This is a genomic window from Sphingobium sp. HWE2-09, from assembly GCF_035989265.1.
Lineage (GTDB): Bacteria > Pseudomonadota > Alphaproteobacteria > Sphingomonadales > Sphingomonadaceae > Sphingobium.
Genome location: NZ_JAYKZX010000003.1, coordinates 2,620,248 through 2,643,795 on the forward strand (window position 1 = coordinate 2,620,248; position 23,548 = coordinate 2,643,795).

At 60.6% G+C, this 23,548-nt stretch carries 32 protein-coding genes and 1 tRNA gene; 17 read left to right on the plus strand and 16 right to left on the minus strand.

What is annotated here, in order from left to right; translation table 11 throughout:
- Positions 1-56 precede the first annotated feature (56 nt).
- The 8 genes from U5A89_RS18240 to U5A89_RS18275 all read left to right on the plus strand — a co-directional run bounded on the left by U5A89_RS18240 (position 57) and on the right by U5A89_RS18275 (position 6,719).
- Positions 57-1,421: a hypothetical protein gene (locus U5A89_RS18240; RefSeq protein WP_338162440.1), complete on the plus strand. Its 1,365-nt coding sequence runs from the start codon at positions 57-59 to the stop codon at positions 1,419-1,421.
- Entirely contained in the window at positions 1,421-2,350 is a 930-nt protein-coding gene (locus U5A89_RS18245; RefSeq protein ID WP_338162441.1) for a ParA family protein, read from the plus strand. Before U5A89_RS18240 ends, U5A89_RS18245 begins: the two co-directional genes overlap by 1 nt.
- Positions 2,347-2,754 carry a hypothetical protein gene (locus U5A89_RS18250; protein WP_338162442.1) on the plus strand — a complete coding sequence of 136 codons (408 nt, stop codon included), beginning with the start codon at positions 2,347-2,349 and terminating at the stop codon, positions 2,752-2,754. The genes U5A89_RS18245 and U5A89_RS18250 overlap by 4 nt, the downstream gene beginning before the upstream one ends.
- A gap of 156 nt (positions 2,755-2,910) precedes the next feature.
- Positions 2,911-3,498 carry a recombinase family protein gene (locus U5A89_RS18255; RefSeq protein ID WP_338162443.1) on the plus strand — a complete coding sequence of 196 codons (588 nt, stop codon included), beginning with the start codon at positions 2,911-2,913 and terminating at the stop codon, positions 3,496-3,498.
- A 981-nt stretch (positions 3,499-4,479) separates the two neighbouring features.
- Positions 4,480-4,782, plus strand: a complete 303-nt coding sequence (locus U5A89_RS18260; RefSeq protein ID WP_338162444.1) for a hypothetical protein — start codon at positions 4,480-4,482, stop codon at positions 4,780-4,782.
- A gap of 23 nt (positions 4,783-4,805) precedes the next feature.
- A complete protein-coding gene (locus tag U5A89_RS18265; protein WP_338162445.1) occupies positions 4,806-5,318 on the plus strand; it encodes a hypothetical protein in 513 nt (170 codons plus the stop codon).
- Positions 5,315-5,908 (plus strand): hypothetical protein, encoded by a 594-nt coding sequence (locus U5A89_RS18270; protein WP_338162446.1) that lies wholly within the window; start codon positions 5,315-5,317, stop codon positions 5,906-5,908. Before U5A89_RS18265 ends, U5A89_RS18270 begins: the two co-directional genes overlap by 4 nt.
- Positions 5,898-6,719, plus strand: a complete 822-nt coding sequence (locus U5A89_RS18275; RefSeq protein WP_338162447.1) for a hypothetical protein — start codon at positions 5,898-5,900, stop codon at positions 6,717-6,719. Before U5A89_RS18270 ends, U5A89_RS18275 begins: the two co-directional genes overlap by 11 nt.
- Before the next feature lie 522 nt (positions 6,720-7,241).
- On the opposite strand, the gene U5A89_RS18280 is transcribed toward U5A89_RS18275, so the two are convergent.
- Both U5A89_RS18280 and U5A89_RS18285 read right to left on the minus strand, forming a co-directional pair.
- A complete protein-coding gene (locus tag U5A89_RS18280; RefSeq protein ID WP_338162448.1) occupies positions 7,242-8,771 on the minus strand; it encodes a site-specific integrase in 1,530 nt (509 codons plus the stop codon).
- Between the two features lie 89 nt (positions 8,772-8,860).
- Positions 8,861-8,947 (minus strand) — tRNA-Leu (locus tag U5A89_RS18285).
- Positions 8,948-9,078: 131 nt separating this feature from the next.
- Here U5A89_RS18285 and U5A89_RS18290 point away from each other — a divergent pair.
- The 3 genes from U5A89_RS18290 (at position 9,079) to U5A89_RS18300 (ending at position 11,048) form a co-directional block, all read left to right on the plus strand.
- Positions 9,079-9,843: an alpha/beta fold hydrolase gene (locus U5A89_RS18290; RefSeq protein WP_338162449.1), complete on the plus strand. Its 765-nt coding sequence runs from the start codon at positions 9,079-9,081 to the stop codon at positions 9,841-9,843.
- A complete protein-coding gene (locus U5A89_RS18295) occupies positions 9,843-10,715 on the plus strand; it encodes a tetratricopeptide repeat protein (RefSeq protein ID WP_338162450.1) in 873 nt (290 codons plus the stop codon). Before U5A89_RS18290 ends, U5A89_RS18295 begins: the two co-directional genes overlap by 1 nt.
- Before the next feature lie 87 nt (positions 10,716-10,802).
- Entirely contained in the window at positions 10,803-11,048 is a 246-nt protein-coding gene (locus U5A89_RS18300; protein ID WP_338162451.1) for a YMGG-like glycine zipper-containing protein, read from the plus strand.
- Positions 11,049-11,054: 6 nt separating this feature from the next.
- Here U5A89_RS18300 and U5A89_RS18305 read toward each other — a convergent pair whose 3' ends face one another.
- Positions 11,055-11,762, minus strand: coding sequence for an SIMPL domain-containing protein (locus tag U5A89_RS18305; RefSeq protein ID WP_338162452.1), 708 nt, complete (start codon positions 11,760-11,762; stop codon positions 11,055-11,057).
- Positions 11,763-11,865: 103 nt separating this feature from the next.
- Here U5A89_RS18305 and U5A89_RS18310 point away from each other — a divergent pair, with 103 nt between their 5' ends.
- Genes U5A89_RS18310 through U5A89_RS18320 form a run of 3 tightly spaced genes read left to right on the plus strand, consistent with a single transcriptional unit; the run spans position 11,866 to position 13,485 of the window.
- Positions 11,866-12,300 carry a VOC family protein gene (locus U5A89_RS18310; RefSeq protein WP_338162453.1) on the plus strand — a complete coding sequence of 145 codons (435 nt, stop codon included), beginning with the start codon at positions 11,866-11,868 and terminating at the stop codon, positions 12,298-12,300.
- A gap of 5 nt (positions 12,301-12,305) precedes the next feature.
- The gene (gene gloB, locus U5A89_RS18315) at positions 12,306-13,028 is read left to right on the plus strand and encodes a hydroxyacylglutathione hydrolase (RefSeq protein WP_338163103.1); all 723 of its coding nucleotides are present in this window, start codon (positions 12,306-12,308) and stop codon (positions 13,026-13,028) included.
- A 52-nt stretch (positions 13,029-13,080) separates the two neighbouring features.
- A complete protein-coding gene (locus U5A89_RS18320) occupies positions 13,081-13,485 on the plus strand; it encodes a hypothetical protein (RefSeq protein WP_338162454.1) in 405 nt (134 codons plus the stop codon).
- A gap of 4 nt (positions 13,486-13,489) precedes the next feature.
- Here the strand turns inward: U5A89_RS18320 and U5A89_RS18325 are convergent, their stop codons facing one another.
- From U5A89_RS18325 to rpmF, 5 genes are all read right to left on the minus strand, one after another.
- Positions 13,490-13,843, minus strand: a complete 354-nt coding sequence (locus U5A89_RS18325) for a MerR family transcriptional regulator (protein ID WP_338162455.1) — start codon at positions 13,841-13,843, stop codon at positions 13,490-13,492.
- An 82-nt stretch (positions 13,844-13,925) separates the two neighbouring features.
- The gene (ihfA, locus tag U5A89_RS18330) at positions 13,926-14,222 is read right to left on the minus strand and encodes an integration host factor subunit alpha (RefSeq protein WP_338162456.1); all 297 of its coding nucleotides are present in this window, start codon (positions 14,220-14,222) and stop codon (positions 13,926-13,928) included.
- A 94-nt stretch (positions 14,223-14,316) separates the two neighbouring features.
- Entirely contained in the window at positions 14,317-15,300 is a 984-nt protein-coding gene (locus U5A89_RS18335) for a beta-ketoacyl-ACP synthase III (protein ID WP_338162457.1), read from the minus strand.
- Entirely contained in the window at positions 15,297-16,355 is a 1,059-nt protein-coding gene (gene plsX / locus U5A89_RS18340) for a phosphate acyltransferase PlsX (protein ID WP_445190668.1), read from the minus strand. The genes U5A89_RS18335 and plsX overlap by 4 nt, the downstream gene beginning before the upstream one ends.
- 33 nt (positions 16,356-16,388) lie before the next feature.
- A complete protein-coding gene (gene rpmF / locus U5A89_RS18345; RefSeq protein WP_056690759.1) occupies positions 16,389-16,568 on the minus strand; it encodes a 50S ribosomal protein L32 in 180 nt (59 codons plus the stop codon).
- Between the two features lie 227 nt (positions 16,569-16,795).
- On the opposite strand from rpmF, the gene U5A89_RS18350 reads away from it, so the two are divergent.
- A complete protein-coding gene (locus U5A89_RS18350; protein ID WP_338162458.1) occupies positions 16,796-17,227 on the plus strand; it encodes an MAPEG family protein in 432 nt (143 codons plus the stop codon).
- Between the two features lie 6 nt (positions 17,228-17,233).
- Here the strand turns inward: U5A89_RS18350 and U5A89_RS18355 are convergent, their stop codons facing one another.
- The 5 genes from U5A89_RS18355 to U5A89_RS18375 form a co-directional block, all read right to left on the minus strand.
- Positions 17,234-17,893 (minus strand): MBL fold metallo-hydrolase, encoded by a 660-nt coding sequence (locus U5A89_RS18355; RefSeq protein ID WP_338162459.1) that lies wholly within the window; start codon positions 17,891-17,893, stop codon positions 17,234-17,236.
- A gap of 188 nt (positions 17,894-18,081) precedes the next feature.
- Positions 18,082-18,507 carry an RrF2 family transcriptional regulator gene (locus U5A89_RS18360; RefSeq protein WP_338162460.1) on the minus strand — a complete coding sequence of 142 codons (426 nt, stop codon included), beginning with the start codon at positions 18,505-18,507 and terminating at the stop codon, positions 18,082-18,084.
- A gap of 171 nt (positions 18,508-18,678) precedes the next feature.
- Entirely contained in the window at positions 18,679-19,725 is a 1,047-nt protein-coding gene (locus U5A89_RS18365) for a glycerophosphodiester phosphodiesterase (RefSeq protein WP_338162461.1), read from the minus strand.
- Entirely contained in the window at positions 19,722-20,078 is a 357-nt protein-coding gene (locus tag U5A89_RS18370) for an ArsC family reductase (RefSeq protein ID WP_338162462.1), read from the minus strand. Before U5A89_RS18370 ends, U5A89_RS18365 begins: the two co-directional genes overlap by 4 nt.
- Before the next feature lie 15 nt (positions 20,079-20,093).
- Positions 20,094-20,474 carry a RidA family protein gene (locus U5A89_RS18375; RefSeq protein ID WP_338162463.1) on the minus strand — a complete coding sequence of 127 codons (381 nt, stop codon included), beginning with the start codon at positions 20,472-20,474 and terminating at the stop codon, positions 20,094-20,096.
- A gap of 137 nt (positions 20,475-20,611) precedes the next feature.
- On the opposite strand from U5A89_RS18375, the gene U5A89_RS18380 reads away from it, so the two are divergent.
- Entirely contained in the window at positions 20,612-20,914 is a 303-nt protein-coding gene (locus U5A89_RS18380; protein WP_338162464.1) for a hypothetical protein, read from the plus strand.
- A gap of 213 nt (positions 20,915-21,127) precedes the next feature.
- Positions 21,128-21,745 (plus strand): thermonuclease family protein, encoded by a 618-nt coding sequence (locus U5A89_RS18385; RefSeq protein ID WP_338162465.1) that lies wholly within the window; start codon positions 21,128-21,130, stop codon positions 21,743-21,745.
- A 4-nt stretch (positions 21,746-21,749) separates the two neighbouring features.
- On the opposite strand, the gene U5A89_RS18390 is transcribed toward U5A89_RS18385, so the two are convergent.
- The 3 genes from U5A89_RS18390 to U5A89_RS18400 all read right to left on the minus strand — a co-directional run bounded on the left by U5A89_RS18390 (position 21,750) and on the right by U5A89_RS18400 (position 23,500).
- Positions 21,750-22,349, minus strand: coding sequence for a glycine zipper 2TM domain-containing protein (locus tag U5A89_RS18390; RefSeq protein ID WP_338162466.1), 600 nt, complete (start codon positions 22,347-22,349; stop codon positions 21,750-21,752).
- Between the two features lie 684 nt (positions 22,350-23,033).
- Complete coding sequence (locus U5A89_RS18395) at positions 23,034-23,228, minus strand: hypothetical protein (protein ID WP_338162467.1); 195 nt, start codon at positions 23,226-23,228, stop codon at positions 23,034-23,036.
- Between the two features lie 35 nt (positions 23,229-23,263).
- Positions 23,264-23,500 (minus strand): hypothetical protein, encoded by a 237-nt coding sequence (locus U5A89_RS18400; protein WP_338162468.1) that lies wholly within the window; start codon positions 23,498-23,500, stop codon positions 23,264-23,266.
- Positions 23,501-23,548 lie beyond the last annotated feature (48 nt).

A 23,548-nucleotide genomic window follows, 5' to 3' on the forward strand; every position in this document is an offset into this window, starting at 1 on the left:
TGAAGGAACTGTCTCGATACCGTTGACGTCGCCCGCGAATTGCCAGACAAGGCACCATGACATGGCTGAAGCTATTTCGATCGAGGACGTTGGAACGCTCGCCATCAAAGGCGGTGTCGAACGTTTTTGCAGTGGGCGGCGTTCCGTCCGTAACCTACGTCGATCGGGACCATCTCGGCCTCGAAACCCGCATGATGGATGCGTTAGAACGCCGCCATTCGTTCACAATAGTAAGCGGGCCTACAAAGTGTGGTAAGTCTGTGATTTGCGAACGGATTCTCGGCAAAGGGCGGCACATAACTGTGCAGGGTGGCCAGGTAACGACCGCCGAGGATTTTTGGCGTCAGACCGCACACAAACTGCGCCTTCCGAGCAGCTCCACGTCAATCGTAACAAAGATTTGGTCGTTCAGGTGGTTAGTAGAAATGTCCTCCGGAATACCAAGCATATTCCAAAAGAAGGGTTCGATAGACCGCACATCTGGTAGCCAAGAGGCAAAATCCACCACCTTCACTTCGTTTCCGCTGCTCGACACGCTAGAAAAATTGAAGAGAAATGACATCACCCTAATTGTCGAGGATTTCCACTATATTGGAAAAGATGTTCAAACGTTAGTTATCAGATCGTTGAAGTCGGCAGTTTTTGAGGGGATGAGGGTAGTTGTATTAGCCGTGCCACACAGGGCGTTTGACCCCGCCGATGTTGAGGGTGAGGTGGAAGGTCGGGTCAATCACGTTGAGATACCTCGATGGTCCAGTGATGATCTGAACGAAATAGCTGCTAAGGGATTTCTTGCGTTAGGGCTAACCGTGGAAGCCTCTTTGCGCCGCCGCATGTGCGACGATGCTTTCGGAAATCCTTTGCTTATTCAGGAGATTTGTCATGAGCTCAGTCGCGTGTTGCTGGCGACAGGGGTCAGCCAGCAGGCAACCGCTACAGGCGCTGATCTAGCCCGGGCGTATGATAAGGTGGTTGCCAACAAAGGATTGTCAAGATTCGATAGGTTCGCCCAGTGCGGGGTCGCCGGTGGGATGCCTGCAATGGCAGAATTGCGAACAGGCGGAGAGGATGCGATGACGCTGGTCTTATTAGCAGCCGTTGCACGGAGCGGACTGAAGCCAATCACTGCGTACCCCGAGATACGCGACTCCTTTATTGCTTTGAGCAGAGCGGTCCCCCCTTCGCCTGAGCAGGTCGGTGCGCTGTGTTCTAGTATGGCAGCCGTTGTGTCGGGCAACCGCGCAGCCCCTCTAGAGTGGCTTGCTGGGACGCAGGAGTTAGCGCTGACCGATCCTTTCCTGATGTTCTATATGAAATGGGTGCTGCATGATCGTCGCTCGCTGATTCTTGAGCAAAGTGCGATCGAGACATCCGTTGGAGTGCAGCCGGGTAGCAGTCGCGAGCGCGAGGATGAGAATTGATGAAGGTCGTATCAGTTATCAATTACAAAGGGGGCGTTGGCAAAACATCGCTGACGGCGAACCTTGGGGCGGAGCTCGCGTGGCGCGGAAAGCGGGTGCTTCTTCTCGATCTAGATGCGCAAGCAAGTTTGACGTTCTCATTCATCTCGGCTGAGGAATGGAGCAGGCGTTTCGCACCCGACAGGACTATCAAGGCATGGTACGACAGTTTTGATGCAGGACAAAGACTTCCGCTACAATCTATTATTGAAAAGCCAGAAAGAGTTGGCGGCCGCCTGTCTGGGCGTGGCACGTTAGATATTATTTACTCTCACCTTGGCCTCATCAACGTCGATCTTGAGCTGGCCACGCAAATCGGTGGAGCAAATCTTTCTCAAGCTCGCCGGAACTTTTTGTCCGTACATAAGAGGCTTCTTGTCGGACTAAACGATCCGGTTCTTGAGAATAATTATGATATCTGTTTAATAGACTGCCCACCAAACTTTAACATTGTGACCAAAACAGCTATAGTGGCTAGCAAGTATATCTTAGTTCCTACTAAACCAGATCAGCTTTCCACTCTCGGTATCGATTATTTACGTCGCAGTATTCGACAATTGGTCGATGACTATAATGAGTTTGTTAAACTAGAGCAGGGCGATCTAGAACCACAAATAAATCCGAAGATTGCCGGTGTAGTTTTTACAATGATCCAAGAATATGGAGGGTCGCCAATCTCAGCGCAACGAACATATATGCACAAGATAGCGCAAGATAGCGGCCTTCGCGTATTTAATTCTTATATAACTCGCAATGACACGATGTTTGCAGGGGCACCTGAGTATGGCGTGCCAGTTGTTTTAAATGGGGCTTCAAACTACTCCCATCAGAAAGTTGTTGACGGGATTGAGCAGGTTACAACTGAATTTATGGAAGTAATTAAATTATGAGCATCGATAAGCGAAGGGCGGCGGCTAACTATCTTCGTGCTCTGGCCGATGCTGTAGATGCGTTGGATACGACAGAGCTCGACGCGCTGCTGAATGCGGGAAATCTCAGATCGCTGAGAGCCCCGCCGAAGAAGCCTCGAGCATCAAATTCTCGCTCTAAGAACCAAGGCGACGACCAAGCTAGGGCGGACGCAGTCATGGATGTTCTTGCGCGATCAACCACGCGTGCTGAAGCGCACGCTAAGCTGCTTGAGCTTGAACTTACGAAAGCAGTCCTTCTAAAGGCCGCCAAATCGCGCGCTGTCCACGTCGTGAACAAAGATTCAGTTGCTGTGATAATTGATAAGTTGGTCGCGAACACGGTTGGGTCTCGGCTCGATTCCGAGGCGATCCGTAACGGTTGAATCTCAGCCGAGCTACGGATTAGGTATTAGATGGTCACTGCATCGAAATCGACCGTTTATGATACGCATTGATTGCCCGTATCACAAACTAGCTTGACTAGGGATACGATACAGGCTTATTACTGATGCACCTATTCGATACAGACAGAGGGCATCATGGCTAGGACATTCGCATATTGCCGCGTCAGTACGGCAGACCAGACAACAGATAATCAGGTACGCGAGATTGAAAGCGCTGGCTTCACGGTCGAGCCTAAGCGCATAGTGACGGAAACCGTATCCGGCTCCCTGCCTGCTATGGAGCGCAAGGGCTTTGCCAAGCTACTGGACCGGCTAGAGGCTGGGGACATCCTCATAGTGACCAAGCTGGACCGACTGGGGCGCAATGCCATGGACGTTCGGGCCACGGTCGAGAAGCTGGCCGCTGAGGGCATCAGGGTTCATTGCCTTGCCTTGGGCGGAACGGACCTGACCAGCCCAGCCGGGAAGATGACCATGGGCGTTATCGCTGCCGTCGCTGAGTTTGAGCGGGACTTGCTAATAGAGCGGACACAGGCAGGGCTTAGCCGGGCCAAGGCTGAGGGCAAGGCGCTGGGCAGGCCGATGACGCTAACCGCTGCGCAACAGACTGAGATTGCCGACAAGCGCAAGGCAGGCATGAGCATCCGGGCATTAGCCAAAGAGTATGGCACTAGCATTGCGTCGATCCAACGGGCCGAAACGCGGGCAGGCGTCCCGGCCTGATGGCTGGGGCGCTTCCCGTACTCGACGGCCTGCCTATGCGGTCCTGACATGCGCCGTCCCCGGCCAGCGCGGGCCATACAGGATCGAAACCGGGGACAGATGCCCCTACACCTGCCCGACGACCGGACAGCGCCTGAGAGGGCCGGAAATCGACGCCTGAGAAATGGCGGATTTCTGCCGCGTGGACAATCAGTACCGTCATGCTAAGCCCCGGTCATTACGACCACCAGAAACGCCCTTCTCATATTGCCATTGCCCGTAGAGCCGGGGACCGCCTGACAGTGCGGACAACTGTATGATGCCACAGCCCGTAAGGGTTAGCCGTAAGGCGTAGGGGCGTGACGTTCTTCCAAGGAAGGTGCGCGGCATCAGGACCGATAGCAATACAAGCCAAGGCTCAATCCAACTCAGGATCATGACCCGCTGTATCGCTCCCACTGACTGGAAGACAGGCGTTCGGCCTGCCGCTTCTGTAGTCGAATACCACCATGACCACGCTTGTGGACAAGGGCCATTTCAGGCGCTTTGGGGGGTAGGGGGGACCGATAGATACAGCCAAGAACTCATCCAATCTAGGATCATATATTATAATGATCTAATGATGATCTTTCCTGCCTCATTCTCATAATGCTCAGCCATACCGATTATCAGGTATAGCTATCTCTCTTACATTCTTCTGATTGATCTAGCGCATACATAATTGCTGATACGGCGTCACTGTTATGATTGCAGATAACATCCCGGTTTGTCGCCCGGTTGATACTCTGCCGCACTAGGTCATTCCGAATGATGTAAGTTTAGACTTACGCTTGCCCAGATGCTCATTGCGATAAATGTACCCGTGTCACCCTATTGCCCGATAGGTTGAGCATCTGGGCCTTTCTGTTTCTCCGCTCACCCTTAGCCCTAACGGCCATGAGTAAGAGAGACATCTATCTTACTTTATTGGACAACATTTCCCGATATTAGAAAGGATTATCTATGACTATCCTGACTGTGGATACTGCCGCTGTCGATAATCAGCAGCTTGCCATCTATTTCGCCTCCGCTGATCGCCGTATCGTTTCTGGCTTCCGTCTAGCGCTGGACGTGCTGGGCATCCCGACCCCCGAATTTGCTACCCGTAAGCCCGCTGGCCGTCCGTCCGTTGCCAAGCTGATGGCTGATGCTGAGGCTGATACCGGGAATGTCGGTGCATACCGGGCAGAGAAGACGAAGTTCATTCCGCGTTCTGCCCAGCGGTCTGTGTCCCCGGCAGGGGCTTGGACGCTTCCCCGCCCCTAATCTCCTAGCGACAAGGAAATTCCATGACAGATACCGTTACCTCGGTGGCCCTTGCCGCTGAGATTGAAGCCTTGCGTTCCGATCATGCCAAGGTGACCGCCGCCATCCCCCTTGTTGGGAAGGCCGCGACTGCCAAGGCTCAACAGCTTGCCAAGGATATTGTTGCCGCTGAGGAACGCTATGCCTCAACGATTGCCGATGAAATCCTAGCCGAACGGAAAGCCCGGCTTGCACACTTCACGGATATAGAAGTCCTGTATAACCCGGATTTCGATAACCTACTGACCGTCAATTTCCTTATCCGCTACCGTAGGGCGTCCTGGGACTACCAGACGCGCATGACGGCGCAGAAGGACTTTACCTGCAATGGCTTCACCGCCCTGCCCGATGATGTCTATGAGTATCTGACTACCGTCAGGCCAGATGCCATTCCGCCCGCCATCATGGCGCTCGCTCCTGACAATGCGCATGAGGCTTTCGACATTTACCTGTCCGGCCTGCGCCGTGGGTGCTTCCGCAACAGGATAGCGGCATGAGGAAATTGGAGCCGAACCACCCTGCCTATAAGACTAGCCGCCGCTTCAACAGTAAGGCCGTGATGACATATCCCGGCCAGCCAAAGGACTTGTCATCCTTACAGGAGCGGGCCGGGCCTTATGCCGACATGGTGACGGTCGCTATCGAATGGTCCGCCGTGGGTATCTGGCTTATGAAGGAATACCCCAGTCAGAGGCTAATCGACGCTGGCATTGATGGCCGAATAGCAAGCCTGTCGGTTGTGCTTGTTCAAGAAGCCAGCCATCATGAGGCAGGATGGCCGACCCGTGACGGTAGCCCGGTATCTCCTGCACTCTACGACCTATCCGGTGATTGCCAACAGGAAGCCCGGCGCACGGCTGAGGAAGTCCATGCCCTATGGAACGCGGCAGGCCGTCCGTTCCTAGATGCCAAGCGGTGCCGGGATTACTTCTGGGAATTAGGCGAGCGTATTCGCAACGGCCTACTGGCACCGATCCCCGGCATGAGTGCCGACCCCCTTCCCCTCATGGATGTTAAACTACCCTATAGCGCTGTCCTGATGGACCGGCTGGGGAAGTTGATAGAGGAACAACGCAATGAACCTTAATCCCCGCGCCCGTATCAAGGTGAAAGCAGCCCTGTCGCTGATCGCCTTGCACGGCCACAATCCCCGACCCGTCCAGCAGAAGGCACAGGCGCATTTCAAGAGCGGCCTTGACGCCGACCAAGCCTATACCCTTGCGCTGAACGAGTTTGCCGACCGTCTGCCCGCCATCCGGCCTATGCTGGAAATCGCTATGGACCTGATCCAAAAAAGCGATGAGCCGACCCTAGAGGCTTATGATGCTGCCCTGTCCGCCTATAATGACAGCGGCGATGAAAGCCATCTGGAGGCCTTAGCCCCCATGGTTCTGGAAGATGCAAAGGCGTTGGCCGTACTCAACGGCGCTACAGCGGATGATGTATCCGACTGGGATATTTACGACGCCTTGGGCTATGAGGATAGCGCGTCGGCAGAAGTACCGGACCTGCCCGACATGGCCGCGCCGATGGAAGGCGCTGCCCCGGCCCCTGCCCAGCCGTCACAATTCCAGTTCCAATCCCCGACGCCGCAGGCTCATGCCGCCCGACCTGCTGCCCAGCCTCAGCAGCCCGCCCCAGCGGCTCCACAGGTTCCGCAATATGCGCCGGGATGGTCAGCGACCGGATATTCCCCGGCCCGTGCCAGAGCGGCCCAGCAGGCCCAGAGCGGCAATGCTGGACGGCCTCAGACCCAAGCCGAATATAATGCCCGCAAATGGGCGGATGCCCCGGCAGGCGTCGGCAACTTCATCAAGACGGCTAGCGGATACCGGCCTGTCCCGACTGGGGAAAAGGCACGGCAAGAGGCTGGCGTCCCGTTGGGGCCGAACGTCTAAAAACCGACCGGCTCTATTTCGGCCTCAGAGACTCACTGAGAGTCGAGCAGAGGAAATGGCAGGATGATACCGACCACCCTCCTGACGACTCTCAGCGGGCCGGAAATCGACGAAATAGGGCAATCCCTTTGTCGCCTCACCCAACACAGATACCGCCTGTTCCGATTGCCGGATAGCAGCGCCGTATCTGTGTTTTTCGGCCTGTTAATTACCTGCGACTGAAAAATCCGCTGCCTATCAGTAGTGCAATTAGCATTGACCCCGTACCGACAAGCGAGCGCATGAAGTCGTAAAACTGTTTGTCATTGTTATTTATCAGTTCAATCATCTTTGCTTTCACCGGCGCGGCCATAGACTTATCTATGACCACGGCTTTGATTGCGTCGCCAGCGTCACCGGAGCCGAATATCCTAGTCGCTAGAACCGTTCCGATCGCTCCGATCAATGCGGCAGCTATTGGCACGACGCCGTACAGGATTATCCGCTCACGCCGACTAGCTTCCATACAATCCCCCGTTCAAACTATGCCTCAGTCCTAGCAGGAATATTTAAGCCGGGGATACGATAAGAGGCGATGGCATCGACAAGGACGCGCATTGACGGGGCGGCACCGTATTTGTCGGCAGCGTCCTTCCCCTCATGCCCTTGGAACTGGCGACATACCCGCTCAGGGATACCGGCATCAACGGCATGGGTTTTCCATGTATGCCGGAAGGAGTGAAAGACCTTCGCCTTATCCTCGATCCCGCAGGCCCGCTTGTACCGGCTGAACCATTGGCCCCATTTGTCAGTCAGCTTCATGCCGATCCCGATAGGCTGTAGGGCAGGAAAGACCCGTCCCGCTTGATCGGGCAACTTGGTCACATAATCGACAAAGCCCATTTCAATTAGCTTTGGATGCAGCGGGACCAACCGCCTACTCGCCTCATTCTTGATCTGATTAGGTAAGGCGTCGTCATCGCCAATGTCGGTAATGTCGATGCACCAGACCTCTTGCCGCTGTTCGTCGGCATCCATGTAAGGAACGCGCTTTACATCACTGACCCGAAGCTGGCCGATTTCTTCTCGTCGCGCTCCCATGAACAAAGCTATGAGCGGCATCCAATATGCAGCCTCCCCATAGCCAGCCTTGGAACGCCTATCAGCCGTATAGACCGAGCCAGAGAACAGCGCGTTCAGGTCATCAATGCTGAAATCCTTGCGCCTCTCGCCCCGCTCACTGACCGCCATTTTCACATCACGGGCGACGTTGACCGGAACAATGTCCTCTTGTGCTGCCCACTCTAGCAGGGTGCGAAGGTAGGCCAGCCGGTCCCGTACATTGATTTGCGAACGCTTAGGGTCAGCAATCAGCATCCGCTTATAGGTCATCACATCGGCCTTGGTGATTTGCTCGACGGACTTCCGGCCTATCATGCTGTTGAACAGCTTAGCGTCTCGCCAATAGGCATCCTTGCCACGGGGCGACGGCTTCCGTTCAGCGGCCCAGCCATCGACAATATCAGTGTCAAGATAGATGCCTTTGCCGCTACGGGCTGGGGTGCCGCCTTCGTACTCGACGGCTTGATTTTCAGTTTCCGATGCACGACCCCGCTTGCTGCCCAGCATACGACCGATAAGCCGTTGCTGTTCGATCTCAGCCATTTCCCGCTCATGCTGGACCAGCAATTGCCCAGCCCTGAGAATGTCAGCGGGAGAAGCATCAATGCTGCTACCCTCAGTCATGGCATCCATGATCGGCTCTAGTTCCTCAATCTCAAAGTCTCTGTCATCTGATGCCGGATCGCTCTCCACGATGACGGGATCGACCTTGGGAACGGACGGCTTAGATGCAGGCTTGCCAGCAGCGGCCTTATCCCGGCGCGCTTGGTCCAGCAGCTTATGAGCGGCCTTGGTACGGTCGGGGATGAGTAGCTTGGCAGCGTCCCGGTCCTTTAGACCTAGAGACATTTTGATTTCCCGCTTGCCGCCCATGAAGGGGCGCAGGTCCAATGGTATGGACATGCGGAAATAATGAACGCCGTTGGGTGCTTTGTGAAGGTAGGAACACATTGGCTTCGTCCTCGTACGTTTGTACTAGACGCTTGTGAAAAAGCCTGCAATTCCAATGTTTTCTAGGGATTTCAAGCCCCTAGAAAATCTGGTGCCCAGAAGAGGACTCGAACCTCCACGACCTTGCGATCGCCAGCACCTGAAGCTGGTGCGTCTACCAATTCCGCCATCTGGGCACGGGGTAGGAGGGCGCCTCTAACCGGGTCCCCCAAAGCTGTCAACGCATTGTTCTCAATATTTTTCTCGCCATTGCAAAAAGCCCGTCTAAGGCGGGATCGTGATCGTACCCAACGCAAGGAAGTCCATCGTGAACGTCTCCCCTAGCGCGCCTCCAGCCCTGTTCGCCCGGCCCGACGGGCTGCGTTTGGCCTATCGGCAGCGCAGCGGGATCGGACCGACCATCATCTTCTTGCCGGGCTATATGTCCGATATGGAGGGGAGCAAGGCGGTCGCGCTGGAGCAGTGGGCCACCGAACAGAGCCGCGCGATGTTGCGGCTGGACTATGCCGGTTGCGGCGCCAGCGAAGGGCGCTTTGCCGACGGGACGCTGGCGAGTTGGCGCGACGACGTGCTGCTGCTGCTCGACGCGCTGACGCAGGGGCCGGTGGTGTTGGTCGGGTCGTCCATGGGCGGGTGGCTGGCGCTGTTGGTGGCCTTGGCGCGGCCGGACCGGGTGGTGGGCATGATCGGCATTGCCGCCGCGCCCGACTTCACCGAATGGGGCTTCACCGACGCGGATAAGGCGCTGCTGGCGACTGAAGGGCGGATCGAGGAACCCACGCCTTATAGCGACGATCCCTATGTGACGACGCTGGCCTTCTGGCAGTCGGGGCAGGCGTTGCGACTGCTGGAAGCGGAGATCGCGATCGACTGCCCGGTGCGGCTGCTCCATGGTCAGCAGGATCGCGACGTGCCATGGTATGTCGCGGTCAAGACGGCGGCGCAGCTGCGTTCATCCGATGTGCAGACGCTGCTGATTAAGGACGGCGACCATCGGCTGTCCCGCGACGGCGACATCGCCCTGTTGATCCGCACCGTCGCTGAGCTGGCCCAAAACGTGGATGCCCTTTGATGCCCTTTCTCCTGCCACTGCTGCTTCAGGCCTATTCCCCCGAAACCGAAGCGGTGATGGACCGCAGCCGCCGGGAAAAGCAGGAACAGCGCGCCGCCGCGGCGGCCGCGGCTCGTCCGGCGGCAGCGGCCACCCCCGCGCGGGACGATGGCAAAGTGCCCGTTCCCGCCAAATTCGCCGCCCCCTTCCAGGCGTGCCTGGACCAGGCGATGGAATCGCCCGACGCCGGGGTGGCCTTTGCCCAGAAATGGCGGATCGACGGCGGCAGCTTCTATGCGCGCCATTGCATGGGCTTTGCCTATGCCCGGGCGGAGCGCTGGACGCCCGCCATCGTCGCCTTCGAACAGGCGGCGGAGGAAGCCGAGCGCAGCAACGAAATGGTGGAGGCGGCGCGGCTGTGGGCGCAGGCCGGTAACGCCGCGATGGCGAGCGGCGACCTGCCCAAGGCGCGCAATGATTTCGACGCGGCGCTGGCGCGCGGCTTGCCCGACGGGCTGGAAAAAGGCGAAGTGCATCTGGACCGGGCACGGGCGCTGGTGGCGCTGAACGAGATGGATGCGGCGCGGGATTCGCTGGACGTCGCCCTGATCCAGGCGCCCAAAGATCCGCTGGCTTGGCTGTTGTCGGCGACGCTGGCGCGGCGTACGGGCGAGATGAGCCTGGCGCAGGCACATATCGCCCGGGCGGTGCAATTGTCGCCCGACGATGCGTCCGTCGCGCTGGAGGAAGGCAATATCGCCGTCCTGACCGATCATGAGGATATTGCACGCGCCGCCTGGACGCGGGCGGTGAAGCTGGCCCCGGATGCGCCCGCGGGCAAGGCGGCGGCGGACAATCTGTCGCGCTTGCCTGCTACGAAGACCGCGGGATAAGCGGCTCAGCAAGACTTTGTCACGGAACCGCCGACGCCTTCGCCCCGTTCGCTCGACCGTAGCGGGATTGACGAAGGAGACAGCGAGTTGGACAGTTATTGGAAGAAAAGCATCGGCATCGGCCTGCTGGTCGTGGCGACGATGGCGACGACCGCCTGCTCGCGCGGCGCGACGCGCGGCGGCCTGATCGGCGGCGCGGGCGGCGCGGTCGTGGGTAGCGCGACCGGCCTTGGCACCGCCGAAGGAGCGGCGGTGGGCGGCGCGGTCGGCGCGATCATCGGCGACAGCAGCGATCGTTGTTCGCGGCGGGATCGCCGCCGTAACCGCTGCTGATCAGCTTTATTTCAGGTAGAAGTCAACGGTCGTGACGACGCGCACCTTCTTGTAGGGCGTGTCGCTCGATCCGTCGCCGCCCTCGCCATCGCGGGCGTCGATCGAGAAATAGCCTTGGGTGGCGCTCTTGATGCCCCCTACCCCGGACCCTGAATCCTTGGCGAATTGTTCGGCGGCGGCGCGGGCGTCCTTTGTCGCGGCGGCGACCATGTCGGGCTTGACGTCATTCAGCTTGGTGAAGCTATATTTCATCCCCGACCCTTCCTGCAACGTCACGCCCCGACGGACGAGGTCAAATTGCTGGGCGACCGCCTTTTGCGCGCGGGCGATGTCGGTCGTGCGCAGCAGCATCCGCTGGGTGATGGTGATCGTGTTGACGCCATTGTTAAGATATTGGTTCACCCCCGCGCCGGTCGGCGTCAGGTCAGCCGCCTTGAAGCCCAGGCCGGTGAAATAGGCTTGCAGTTCCTTAGTATTATTGTCGATTTCCGCGCGCACGGTGGGCAGGTCGAAGCCGGTTGCCGAATAGCTGATCGACCAGGTGGCAAGGTCCGCCGTCACATCCTTTTCCGCCAGGCCGCGCACCGTGACCGACCGGTCCGCCGCCTTGGCGCGCTTCAATCCGTCGCCCAGCAGATAGCCGCCCGCGATCGTCCCGAACGCCAGCAAAGCCGCGCCGCCCAGCAAAACCTTGTCCCGCATTTCCAACGCCATTGTCCGTTTCCTCTTCCGCCTGGTGGTGCGCGACCTTATCTTGGAAGCACAACTACGACCACTGAGATGAACCGTGCCTTTATGGCGACGAACGGAGAAGAATGTGCCCAAATTCCTGCATAGCATGATCCGCGTGCATGACGTCGACAAGACGATCGCCTTTTTCGATCTGCTGGGGTTGAAAGAGGTCAAGCGCTTCGACAGCGAACAGGGCCGCTTCACTTTGGTCTATCTGGCCGCGCCAGGGGATGAGGACGCACAGGTCGAACTGACCTACAACTGGCCGCCCGCCGATGGCAGCCCGGCGGAAGTCTATGATGGCGGACGCAATTTCGGCCATATCGCCTATCGGGTGGAGAATATCTACGACACCTGCCAGCGTTTGATGGATGCAGGCGTGACGATCAATCGACCGCCGCGCGACGGGCATATGGCGTTCGTGCGCACGCCGGATAATATCTCGATAGAATTGTTGCAGGACGGACGGCTGGAACCGGCCGAACCCTGGGCGTCGATGCCCAATGTCGGGGTCTGGTGAGCGCCATGCTGGAGGTCGTCCGTATCCCCGTGCTCAACGACAATTATGTCTGGTTGCTCCACGACGCGGCGAGCGGCGAAACGGTCGTCATCGATCCGGCGGTGGCGGAGCCGGTGTTGCAGGCGGCGGCCGCGCGCGGCTGGACCATCGGCCAGATCTGGAACACCCACTGGCATGGCGACCATGTCGGCGGCAATGCGGCGATCAAGGCCGCGACCGGTTGCATCATCACCGGTCCGGCGGCGGAGGCGGACAAGATCGGCACGCTCGACCGGACCGTGGGGGAAGGCGACAGCGTGCGGATCGGTGATCATGTCGCGGCAGTGATGGCGGTGCCGGCGCATACGGCGGGGCATATCGCCTATCACCTGGCGGATGACCGCGTTATTTTCGTGGGCGACACGCTGTTCGCCATGGGCTGCGGTCGTTTGTTCGAAGGAACGGCAGCGCAGATGTTCGCCAATATGGCGCGCTTCGCCATCCTGCCGGACGACACGATCGTCTATTGCGCGCATGAATATACGCTTTCCAACGGCCGCTTCGCACTGGGCGTCGAGCCGGACAATGCGGCGCTGACGCAGCGTGTCGCGGCCGTGGAGACGGCGCGCGCGCGCGGTGAGGCGACCGTGCCCACCAGCATCGGCCTGGAGCGCGCGACCAATATCTTCATGCGCGCGCGCGACGTGGCGGAATTGGCGGAACGGCGTAAGGCAAAGGACGCGGCCTGACGGTTATTGCGCTATATTGCCGTCCTTGACGAAAGACAGAAGGAGAGGTGCAATGCGCATTGGGATAGGCATCATGGCGTGCATGTTGCTGGCCGCCTGTACGGGCAGTTATGAGCCACGGCCGCTGACCGACAAGCAAACGGCGAAACTGGACAGGGCGCTGGCCGGCAAGGTGGCGGGCGAAAAGACCAGTTGCATCAATCGCGAGCCGCAGACCAACCTGACCGTCATCAGCAACAATGTGCTGCTCTACCGCGTCAGCCGCACGCTGGTGTATAAGAATGAATTGATCGGCAGTTGCAGCGGCCTGACCGCTGGCGACACGCTGATCACCCGCAGTTTCGGATCGCAAATGTGCAAGGGTGACATGGCCACTACCGCTAATCTGCAAAATGGCATCACAACGGGTGCCTGCGCACTGGGCGATTTCGTCCCCTATCGCACGCCCACGAAATAAGACGTCAGTCGCCGATCGCTTCGGCAAGGGCGGAGCGGATGGTCAAAAGCCGGGTGATGAGGTCGGCCTGGTTCAGTGGTTCTGGCGCGGGCGTCGTGACGGTTGCAGGTGCCGAACCATTGCCGTCCACCAGCACCTTTTGCGCGCCTTTGACCGTGAAGCCCTCGACATTGAGCAGTTGGTGGATGCGGCGCGCCAGCGCGACGTCGGTCGGCCGATAATAGCGGCGGTTGCCCGATCGCTGCAGCGGACGCAGTTGCACGAAGCGCGTTTCCCAATAGCGCAAGATATGCTGGGGAAGACCAAGCTCGCCCGCCAACTCGCCGATGGTCAGAAATGCACCCTCTGCCTTTTCCATGACAGGGATGTTGCACTCATAACCATAGCCAGGTCAACTATGGTAAAGGTCTGGTAATAGAGGAAAAGCGGTCGACCGGTCGTTAAACCGAGGCGACCCGGTCGCGCATCGTCTGGCTGGCGCGGAAGGTGAGCACCCGGCGCGGTTCGATCGGCACTTCGACGCCGGTCTTGGGGTTGCGGCCCATACGCTGCGTCTTGTCGCGCAGGACGAAGGTGCCGAAGCTGGAAATCTTCACATTTTCGCCGCGTTCCAGCGCCGACGACATATGTTCTAGGATCGATTCGACCAGCGCCGCCGCTTCCGCGCGCGACAGGCCGATATGGCGATTGACGCTTTCGGCCAGGTCTGCCCGCGTCAAGGTTGCATTGTCGCCCATAGACCCGTCCCCACTTCTTCGCCCCGACGATCATCGCCATCGATGATCGGACGGAAATGTGACCTATTGGCAGCGCTTTGGCAAGCGCCGTCCCTCAAACCCGCAGGACGCAGGCGCCCCAGGTGAAGCCGCCGCCCATCGCTTCCAGCACGATCAGGTCGCCCGGCTTGATCCGGCCGTCGCGCACCGCGCAATCGAGCGCCAGCGGCACCGACGCGGCAGAGGTATTGGCGTGGCGATCGACGGTCACCACCACCCGGTCGGGCGACAGTTTCAGCTTGCGCGCGGTCGCGTCCAGGATGCGGGCATTGGCCTGATGCGGGACCAGCCAGTCGATATCCGCAGGGTCCAGCCCCGCCTGCTCCATCACTTCCTTGAGCACGGAGGCAAGGTTCACCACGGCATGGCGGAACACTTCCTGCCCCTTCATGCGCAGCTTGCCCACCGTCTGCGTCGTGGACGGACCACCGTCGACATAGAGAAGCTGGTTGTGGCGGCCATCGGCGTGGAGCTTGGCGGCCAGGATGCCGCGCGCCTGTTTAGGATCGGCGCCGTCCGCGCTTTCCTTCGCGCCCAGCACGATCGCACCCGCGCCATCGCCGAACAGCACGCAGGTTGCGCGATCTTCCCAGTCGAGGATGCGGCTGAAGGTTTCCGACCCGATCACCAGCGCGCGGTTGGCAGCGCCCGAACGGATCATGCTGTCGGCCACCGTCACGGCGTAGAGGAAGCCCGAACAGACCGCCGCCACGTCGAACGCGACGCAATCATCGATGCCCAGCGTCGCCTGCACCTTGGTCGCAGCGGCGGGGAAGGTCTGGTCCGGCGTCGCCGTCGCCAGGATGATGAGGTCGATATCCTGGGCCGTAATGCCCGCGGCGTCGATCGCGCGCTGCGCGGCGTCGGCGGCCAGGCTCGCGGTCGTTTCGCCTTCTCCGGCGATATAGCGGTTGCGGATGCCGGTCCGCTCGACGATCCATTCGTCGCTGGTGTCGACTGTCTCCGCCAGTTCGGCGTTGCTGACGGCGCGCACCGGCAAGGCCGAACCCGTGCCCAACAATATGGAACGGCGAATCACTTGGCGGGCTGCTCCAGCTTGGACGCGGCGTCGGACAGCGACTGGATACCGGCCATGTCGGCGGCGATCCGGCGGGTGATATCTTCTTCCAGCAGGCGGGCGGCGACATGGACGGCGTTGGCCACGCCCTTTTCATCCGCGCTGCCATGGCTTTTCACGACCACGCCGTTCAAGCCCAGGAAGACCGCCCCATTATGGTTGTTGGGGTCGAGATGATGTTTGAGCAGGTGCATCGCAGGCTTGGAGATCAGGAAGCCGATCTTCGAGCGGATCGAACTGGTGAACGCCTTGCGCAGCACGTCGGTGACGAAGCGGGCGGTGCCCTCCGCCGTCTTGAGCGCGACATTGCCGGAAAAACCGTCGCACACGATCACGTCGGCGTCACCACGAGCGATCTTGTCGCCTTCGGTAAAGCCGTCGAACTGGAGCGGCAGGCTGGTCGCGCTGCGCAGCACGGACGCAGCATCGCGAATCTCGTCCGTGCCTTTGAGGTCTTCGGTGCCGATATTGAGCAGCCGCACGCGGGGCCGTTCAAGGTCGAAGGCGATGCGCGAATAGGCCGCGCCCATGACCGCGAACTGAACGAGGTTGCGGGCGTCGCATTCGGTGTTGGCGCCCAGGTCCAGCATGACCACGTCATTGGCGCCCAGCGTCGGCAGCAACGCCGCCAGCGCGGGGCGATCGACGCCCGGCATGGTGCGCAGCGCCAGCTTCGCCATCGCCATCAGCGCGCCGGTATTGCCCGCCGATACGGCCGCGCCAGCCTGGCCCGATTTCACGGCGGCGATCGCCATGCTCATCGAACTGCTTTTCTTGCGAATCGCAACGCTGGGCTTGTCTGACCCGGCCACGACCGTATCGGCATGGACGATTTCGGACGCTGCGCGCAGGTTGGGATGACCGTCGAGCGCAGCCTTGATCTGCTCTTCGTCGCCGAACAGGGTGAAGCGCAGCCCGTCATGACGGCGGCGGGCCAATGCCACGCCTGCCATCATCACGCGCACGCCTTCGTCCCCGCCCATCGCGTCGATTGCGATTCGCGGCTGACTGGACACTGCGATCACCCCTTTGCGGAGATGGGGATGGGCTTACGCCCCGACGGCGACGATTTCGCGGCCGTTATAATGCCCGCAGGCGTCGCACAGATTGTGGGGGCGCTTCAGCTCGCCACAGTTGGAGCATTCGTTGAACGCTTCGACGCGCAGCGAATCGTGGCTGCGGCGCATGCCACGCTTGGAGGGAGAAGTTTTGCGCTTGGGGACAGCCATGTCGGCACCTTGTTCCGTATAATATCAAGTTGTACGACCGGCCAGTTCCCATGGAAAAGCTGACGCCAACGGCGCCGCAGACCCATGCGGCCCGGGTGATCGCGAAGCCCTGCGCCTATAGCGGTTTTTGTTCGGGGCGCAAGTCCTTCCTGCCCCCGCCTTGCCTTTGCCCTTGCCCTGTTGCCTACGCGGCCTAGGGTGCAGGCCGCCGTTATAGGGGATATTCCATGCTGCTGCCGATCACGCTGACCTTTGCCGCCGCCTGCGCGCTGCTCAACATGGCGCTGGCAATTCGCTGTTCGCGGATTCGCATTACCGACAAGGTGATGCATGGCGATGCGGGCAACAGCCTGCTCGCCAAGCGGATGCGGGCGCATGCCAACTATATCGAATATACGCCGATCATACTGATCCTGTTCGCGCTGGTCGAAATGGCGATGGGCGCGTCGCTCTGGCTGTCGATCGGCGCGCTGGCCTATATCGTTGCGCGCGTCGCCCATGCGTTCGGCATGGATGCCGACAAGCCGACGGTCTGGCGCGCGGGCGGCGCGCTGCTCACCTGGGGCATCATGGTGGCGCTCAGCATCGTGGCGCTGACGATAGCCTACACCGCGACGCGCGAGCGGCCCGCCCCGGATGCGATGGCGTTGCGGCAGTAGGCTCGCTTAACCCGCCAGCACCGAATCGGCGACGAAGGGGTTGGTGCGCCGTTCATGGGCGAAATTGCTCATCTGCCCATGGCCGGGGACGAAGGCGGTGTCGCCGCCCAGGGGCCAGAGCTTGCCGGTGATGGCGTCGATCAGATCCTGATGATTGCCGCGCGGAAAATCAGTGCGGCCGATCGATCCCTGGAACAATACGTCGCCGACGATGGCGAGCTTGCTGGGCGCATGGTGGAAGACGACATGGCCGGGCGTATGGCCGGGGCAATGGAAGACGTCGAAGGTCAACTGGCCGACCGTCACCTGATCGCCATCCTTGAGCCAGCGATCCGGCTCGAAACTTTCACCCGGCAATCCCCAGCGCTCCCCATCCTGCGGCAGCCGGTCGATCCAGAAGCGATCATCCTCATGCGGCCCTTCGATCGGGACATTCAGGTCGCGGGCCAGCACGCCGGCCTGGCCGCAATGGTCGATATGGCCGTGGGTGACGAGGATCTTCTCGATCGTCACGCCCTGATCGGCGGCGGCTTTCCTGAGCACCGGCAGGTCGCCACCCGGATCGACAAAGGCACCGCGCATCGTTGCCGTGCACCAGAAGAGCGTGCAATTCTGCTGCAACGGGGTGACGGGGATCAGGACGGCTTTGAGCGGCGGCGTGGTCATGCGGTTTATGTGGCGAAGCGGACAGGCCGACGCAAGGCCATCTCTATAGGGGACTTAGACTAGACGATGTTCCCCGACGCAGGCCGGGGTCCAGTTCTACGCTCTGGACTGGGCCCTTGATGGGAGTCACGTGCCTCCCATCAACTTCGCCGGGGAACGCCACCCCATAGGCTTAGCAGCGTATCCAGCTACTCCCCCACCTCCACCGCAAACGGCTCCGCCAGGCTGATGCTGTCGAGCACCTTGGCGGTTTCGTCGCGGACGCGGAGCATCACGCGGTGCAGGCGACATTCCGATTCGGGCAGGCAATTGGTGCAGCTTTCATGCGCGAAGCGGCTGGCGCAGGGGGTGAGCGCGAGCGAGCCGCGCGTCAGCCGGACGATGTCGCCATAGCTGACATCCACCGGCGCGAGCGCCAGCCAATAGCCCCCGTCCCTGCCCCGCTGCGTCGCCACCAACCCCTCCCGCGACAATTCGGACAGGATCACGGTCAGGAATTTGGCCGGAATATTCTGGCGCGTGGCGATTTCGTTGAGGGGCACCGGACCCTGTCGGTAGCGATCGGCAAGATGCTGGAGCGCGCGGATGGCGTAACGGGTCTTCTGGGACAGCATCGGTCCGTTATTCGCGCGCGCGGCCGCTTTGGCAAGTCAAGCGACGCGAGAGAGAAAGAAGTTTTCGCGCAAAAGCGCTACACAGTGAAGAGCAACGTGTTCCCGCGCAGGCGGGAACCCAGATCAGACGGCGGGACTGGGTTCCCGCCTGCGCGGGAACACGCTGGCTGATTAGCGGGCCGGTCCCATCGCCGCGCGGGCCTGCCCAGGAAAATCGCTGAAGATGCCATCGACGCCGGTATTGGCGATCGCCCGGACCCAGGAGGCGAAGTCGCCGCGCCCCTGCGGATCGTCGGCGCGCTGATATTGGGCGGGCAGGAAGCTGTTTTCCATGCGCAGCGTCCAGACATGCACCTGCAAGCCCGCATCATGGGCGCGGCCGACCAGGGCTGTCGGGCCTTCGGGCGCGATCACCAGCGTAGCGGACGGGCCGATCCCGTCGGCATAGGTGGCGATCTGCGTCAGCCCCTGCACCGTCAGCATGTCGGCATAACTGGTGCCGGGCATGTCGGCCGGGCCGCCCTCCGCATCGACCAGTTGGATCAGGCGCAGCCGGGTCGCGGCGCGCAAGGCTTTCAGATTGCCAACCTCGAACGACTGGATGAAGACCGGGTCAGCCTCCGTCTGATAGCCGTAGCGGCTCAGCAGATCGAGCAGCGCCGCCTGATGCGGCAGGCCAAGGGCCGCGAAATAGCTGGGATGCTTGGTTTCGGGATAGAGGCCGATGCGGCGGCCGGTTTCGGCCTCCTTGGCGCGGACCAGCTTCACTATCTCTTCGAAGGTCGGGATCTGATACAGGTCGTTGAAGCGCTTGTTGGCCGGGCGCAGGTCGGGCAGCCGTTCGCGCGCGTGCAGCGTGCGCAGTTCGGCGAGGGTGAAATCCTCCGTGAACCAGCCGACCATATCGATGCCGTCGATCTTCTTCGTCGTCTTGCGATCGGCAAATTCGGGATGATCGGCGACATCGGTGGTGCCGCCAATCTCATTTTCATGCCGGGCGACAAGCACGCCGTCCTTGGTCAGCACCAGATCGGGTTCGATGAAATCCGCGCCCTGGTCGATCGCGCGCTCATAGCTGGCAAGCGTATGTTCGGGCCGTTCGCCGCTGGCGCCGCGATGGGCGATCAGGATCGGCTCGGCTGCGGCAGGGACAGCAAACAGGGGGGTGAGGCTCATCAGCAGGAACAGTCCGATGCGCGCCAGCCCCCGCCCGATCACGCCGTCACGCCCTGCAAGGCATTTTCGTAGGTCGTCGCCTTGAACCCGATGATCGTCTGCTTGCCGGTGTCCAGGATCGGGCGCTTGATCATCGAGGGATTGGTGATCATCAGCAGGATCGCCTTGTCCGCATCGATATGCGCCTTGTCCCCGGCGTCCAGCGCCTTGAAGGTCGTGCCGGACCGGTTGAGGACGGTTTCCCAACCATGTTCCATCACCCATTCCTCCAGCTTCGCCTTGTCGACGCCCGCGACCTTATAGTCATGGAAGCTGTAGCTGACACGTTCATTGTCCAGCCAGTTGCGGGCCTTCTTGATCGTGTCGCAATTTTTGATGCCGTACATGGTAATCATGATGGTCTGTTCCTGTTACCCTTTGAAGGCGGTGACTTCGATTTCGATCTTCATGTCCGGCTTTACCAGGCCTGCAACGACGCAGCTGGCCGCCGGGCGGATGTCGCCGAATACCGGCCCGGCGATTTCGCCCATCACGTCCCAATAGGCCGCATCGGTGATATAATAGGTCACGCGCACCACGTCGGCGAAGGCAAAGCCCGCATCCTCCAGCGCCTTGCCGATGACCGTCAGCGCATTGCGGCCCTGCTCCACCACATCGTCCGGCATCGTCTTGGTAACGGGATCGGTGCCGGTCGTTCCGGCGACGAAGCACCAGTCGCCTTGGACGACGGCGCGCGAATAGCCGACCTGCGCCTCGAAAGGCGAGCCGGAGGAAATGAGCTGGCGGAGCATGAGGGATTCCTGCTGCAGTGCGAAAGGATCGCCCGGCCTTTGCGCCTTCGGCTTCGGGCTGTCCAGCAAATTCCCGGAACGGCTGGCGTGCCGGGCCGTTGGGGAAGGATCGGGCACGACGCCCCAGGAGATATGCGATGGACCGCCCTACCCCCGACCGGGAACTGGAAGAGAATAAGGAACAGGCCGAAGCCGGCACCCAGGCGCAGGATGTCGCTGACGACGCCCGGACGCAATCGACCGACCTGGCCGAAGAGAGCGAGCATGGCGGCCGCACCAACCCGGCCCAGATCATCCCCGACGATGTCGAGGATCTGGTCGACAAGATGAACGCCATGGATCGGTCCGGCCGGATCGATATGGACGCCTATGCCGGTGAGCCGCAGATGGACGATGAAGAAGACGAAATGGGTCCGACCGAAGACGTCGAGGACGAATAGATACGGTCGATAAGCGCATTATGTCGATCGCCGTCCGCGCTTGCCATGTGCAAAGCAGCGGCGATCGACTTGCACCATTTTGGATGACGCCGCCGGGATGGTAGCGGCCGCCGACCTGGCCTGGATCGATCCCACGGCGCATTGCCGCCGGAGTGGCGGAAAGCTGGAGCGGCTTTAACACCCTGTTTGCCGATGTGCCGGTACAGCCGGTCCATGGCGAAACAGCATGATCGACGGCGGCAACCGTCCCCCAAAGAGCGGATCGAACAGGCCTGGCTGGCGGAAGCACGCCGCGCGGGTGCGGGCCGGTTTCGCGCACCGCCGCGCAAACGTGGCGGGATCAGCGGCTTGGCGCTGGTCTATATGCTGTGCCTGGGCCTGCTGCTGGGCTGGTACGGGCCGGATTGGCTGGCGCGGTTCGATCCGGCGTCCGTTGCCATTCCCATTGCGAATGCGCCGATCCACAGCATCCCCACCGACAGCCTGTCCGCCGATTTCGGCTTTTGCCATAGCGGCGGCGGGACCAACTGCGTGGTCGATGGCGATACCTTCTGGTTCCGCGGTGAGAAGATTCGCATTGCCGATATCGATACGCCTGAAACCCACGGCCCCGCCTGCGCCGCGGAGGGCGCTTTGGGCGCACGGGCGACGCAGCGGTTGCAGACGCTGATGAATGCGGGCCGCTTTTCGCTGGAAACCGGCGATCGGGACAGCGATCGCTACGGCCGCGCCCTCCGGGTGGTGACGCGCGGCGGCCAGTCGATCGGCGAACAGCTGGTCGCCGAAGGACTGGCCCGCCCATGGGATGGCCGCCGCCACCCCTGGTGCTGATCGCTTAGCGGCAGCTCACGCCACCCCGATCGATTTCACGACCCAGTACGGCACCGGCGCCACCGCCGATCAGCGTGCCCAGAATGTTGGACTGCCCCTGCGCCAGCTGGTTGCCGAGCAGACCGCCCAGCGCCGCACCGACGATCAGGCCGGTCGTGCCGTCCGAACGGCGGCAATAATAGCGATTGTCATTGCCGCGATAGATGCGGGTGCGGCGATCGACCCGGACCGGCGCATAGCCGCTACGGTAATAGCGATGCGGCTGATAGGCGCGGCCATAGCGCAAATCGGGCCGGTTCCAGTCATAGCTATAGACCGGACGGCCGGGACGGCCGACGCCGGGGCGGCCATAATCGCGGCGATCGGCCCGGCGGTCCTGACGGATATCGCGGCGAATGGCGCGCCGATCCTGCCGCACGTCCCGCCGGATTTCGCGGCGGTCCTGGCGTATCTCCCGGCGATCCTGCCGAATGTCTCGGCGGTCTTCGCGCCGTTCGCGATAGTCGCGGCCTGGCTGGGCAAAGGCAGGCGTGGCGGCGATGCCGGTCAGCGCCATTACGCCAAGCGACAGCGCGGCGATGGTGTGTTTCAACGAGAAATGCATCGGCAGAGTTCCTTCCCTCTTGGGATCATGGCGGTAGAACCCGCGACATTGGGGGACGTTGCATGAACGGAACAAAACCGCTTGTTCAGACGAAGGAAAGCGTGGCGCGCAACCAGCAATGGTCACGGGTATCAGACATGGTTCGGCTTAACTTCGCACATTTCCCGCTAATATCGACATTTCATATCCTGCAGGCGAAATATTATTACAACACCACATCAGGGGAACGGCATAGGGTAAACCATAATGCAAGGATGCGCTGTAGGACAGCCGCCGCGGCTTGGGAGCGCTGTCTCATCAGATAGAAGGAGTGCGGCGAAACCAATAGGAAGGCTCGGACCCGAAGGCCAGCGCAGTTAAACTGCGTAATAGCAAACTGCATTGATTAGAGCGATTTCTAACCAGATGGAATCATCTGATGACTCGGAAATCGCGTAAAACCAATAATCTAAAGCGGTTGATCCGATGCAATCGGATCGCGAACCGCTCCAGAACCTGTAGCCCATTGTTCCCCGGCGAAGACCGGGGTCCAGTCCATAGCACAGAACTGGAACCCGGCCTTCGCCGGGGAACGTCCCGACGGTTCTGATGAGTCATTACCATCGCGCTTTAGTATAATCATCTAGAGCGATAGGTCCGATTCAATCGGACGGCAAACCGCTCCAGGACAGTCGTGCGGGGCGATCAGAATGCGTTGGCGATCGCCTGACGCTGTTCGTTGGTCAGGCCGTCGGCGGCGACGCCATTGCCGCCCTGCGCGCCGGACTGATCATTATCCGATCCCACGAACTGGATCGCGGTCAGGATCACCAGCACGGCCCACAGCAGCGCAAACCAGCGGCTGGTGAAGATGGTACGAAGGCGGACGCCGAAGAACATGGGCCGCAGGATAGGCGGGCGACGTTAAGGAACAGTCACCCCACCCCGATATTGTGGTTTTCCGGGGCCGCGAAGGTGATCGGACTGGTCAGGACCACCTGATCAAGCCGCGCGGCGTCCGTGCAGCGATGGCACCAGGCATGATCGAAAATCGTCTCGATCACCCAGTCCTGCGCCAGTATGTCCCACCTGCCCCGGGCGTCGCGCGTGATATGGTCGCTGCCGCAGACATTGCAGATATAGGCATGGCGGCGGGGAACTGGCTCGGTCATGGGGCGAGCATAAGACCGGTTTCGCCATTTTGGCGGGAGACGGGTCCG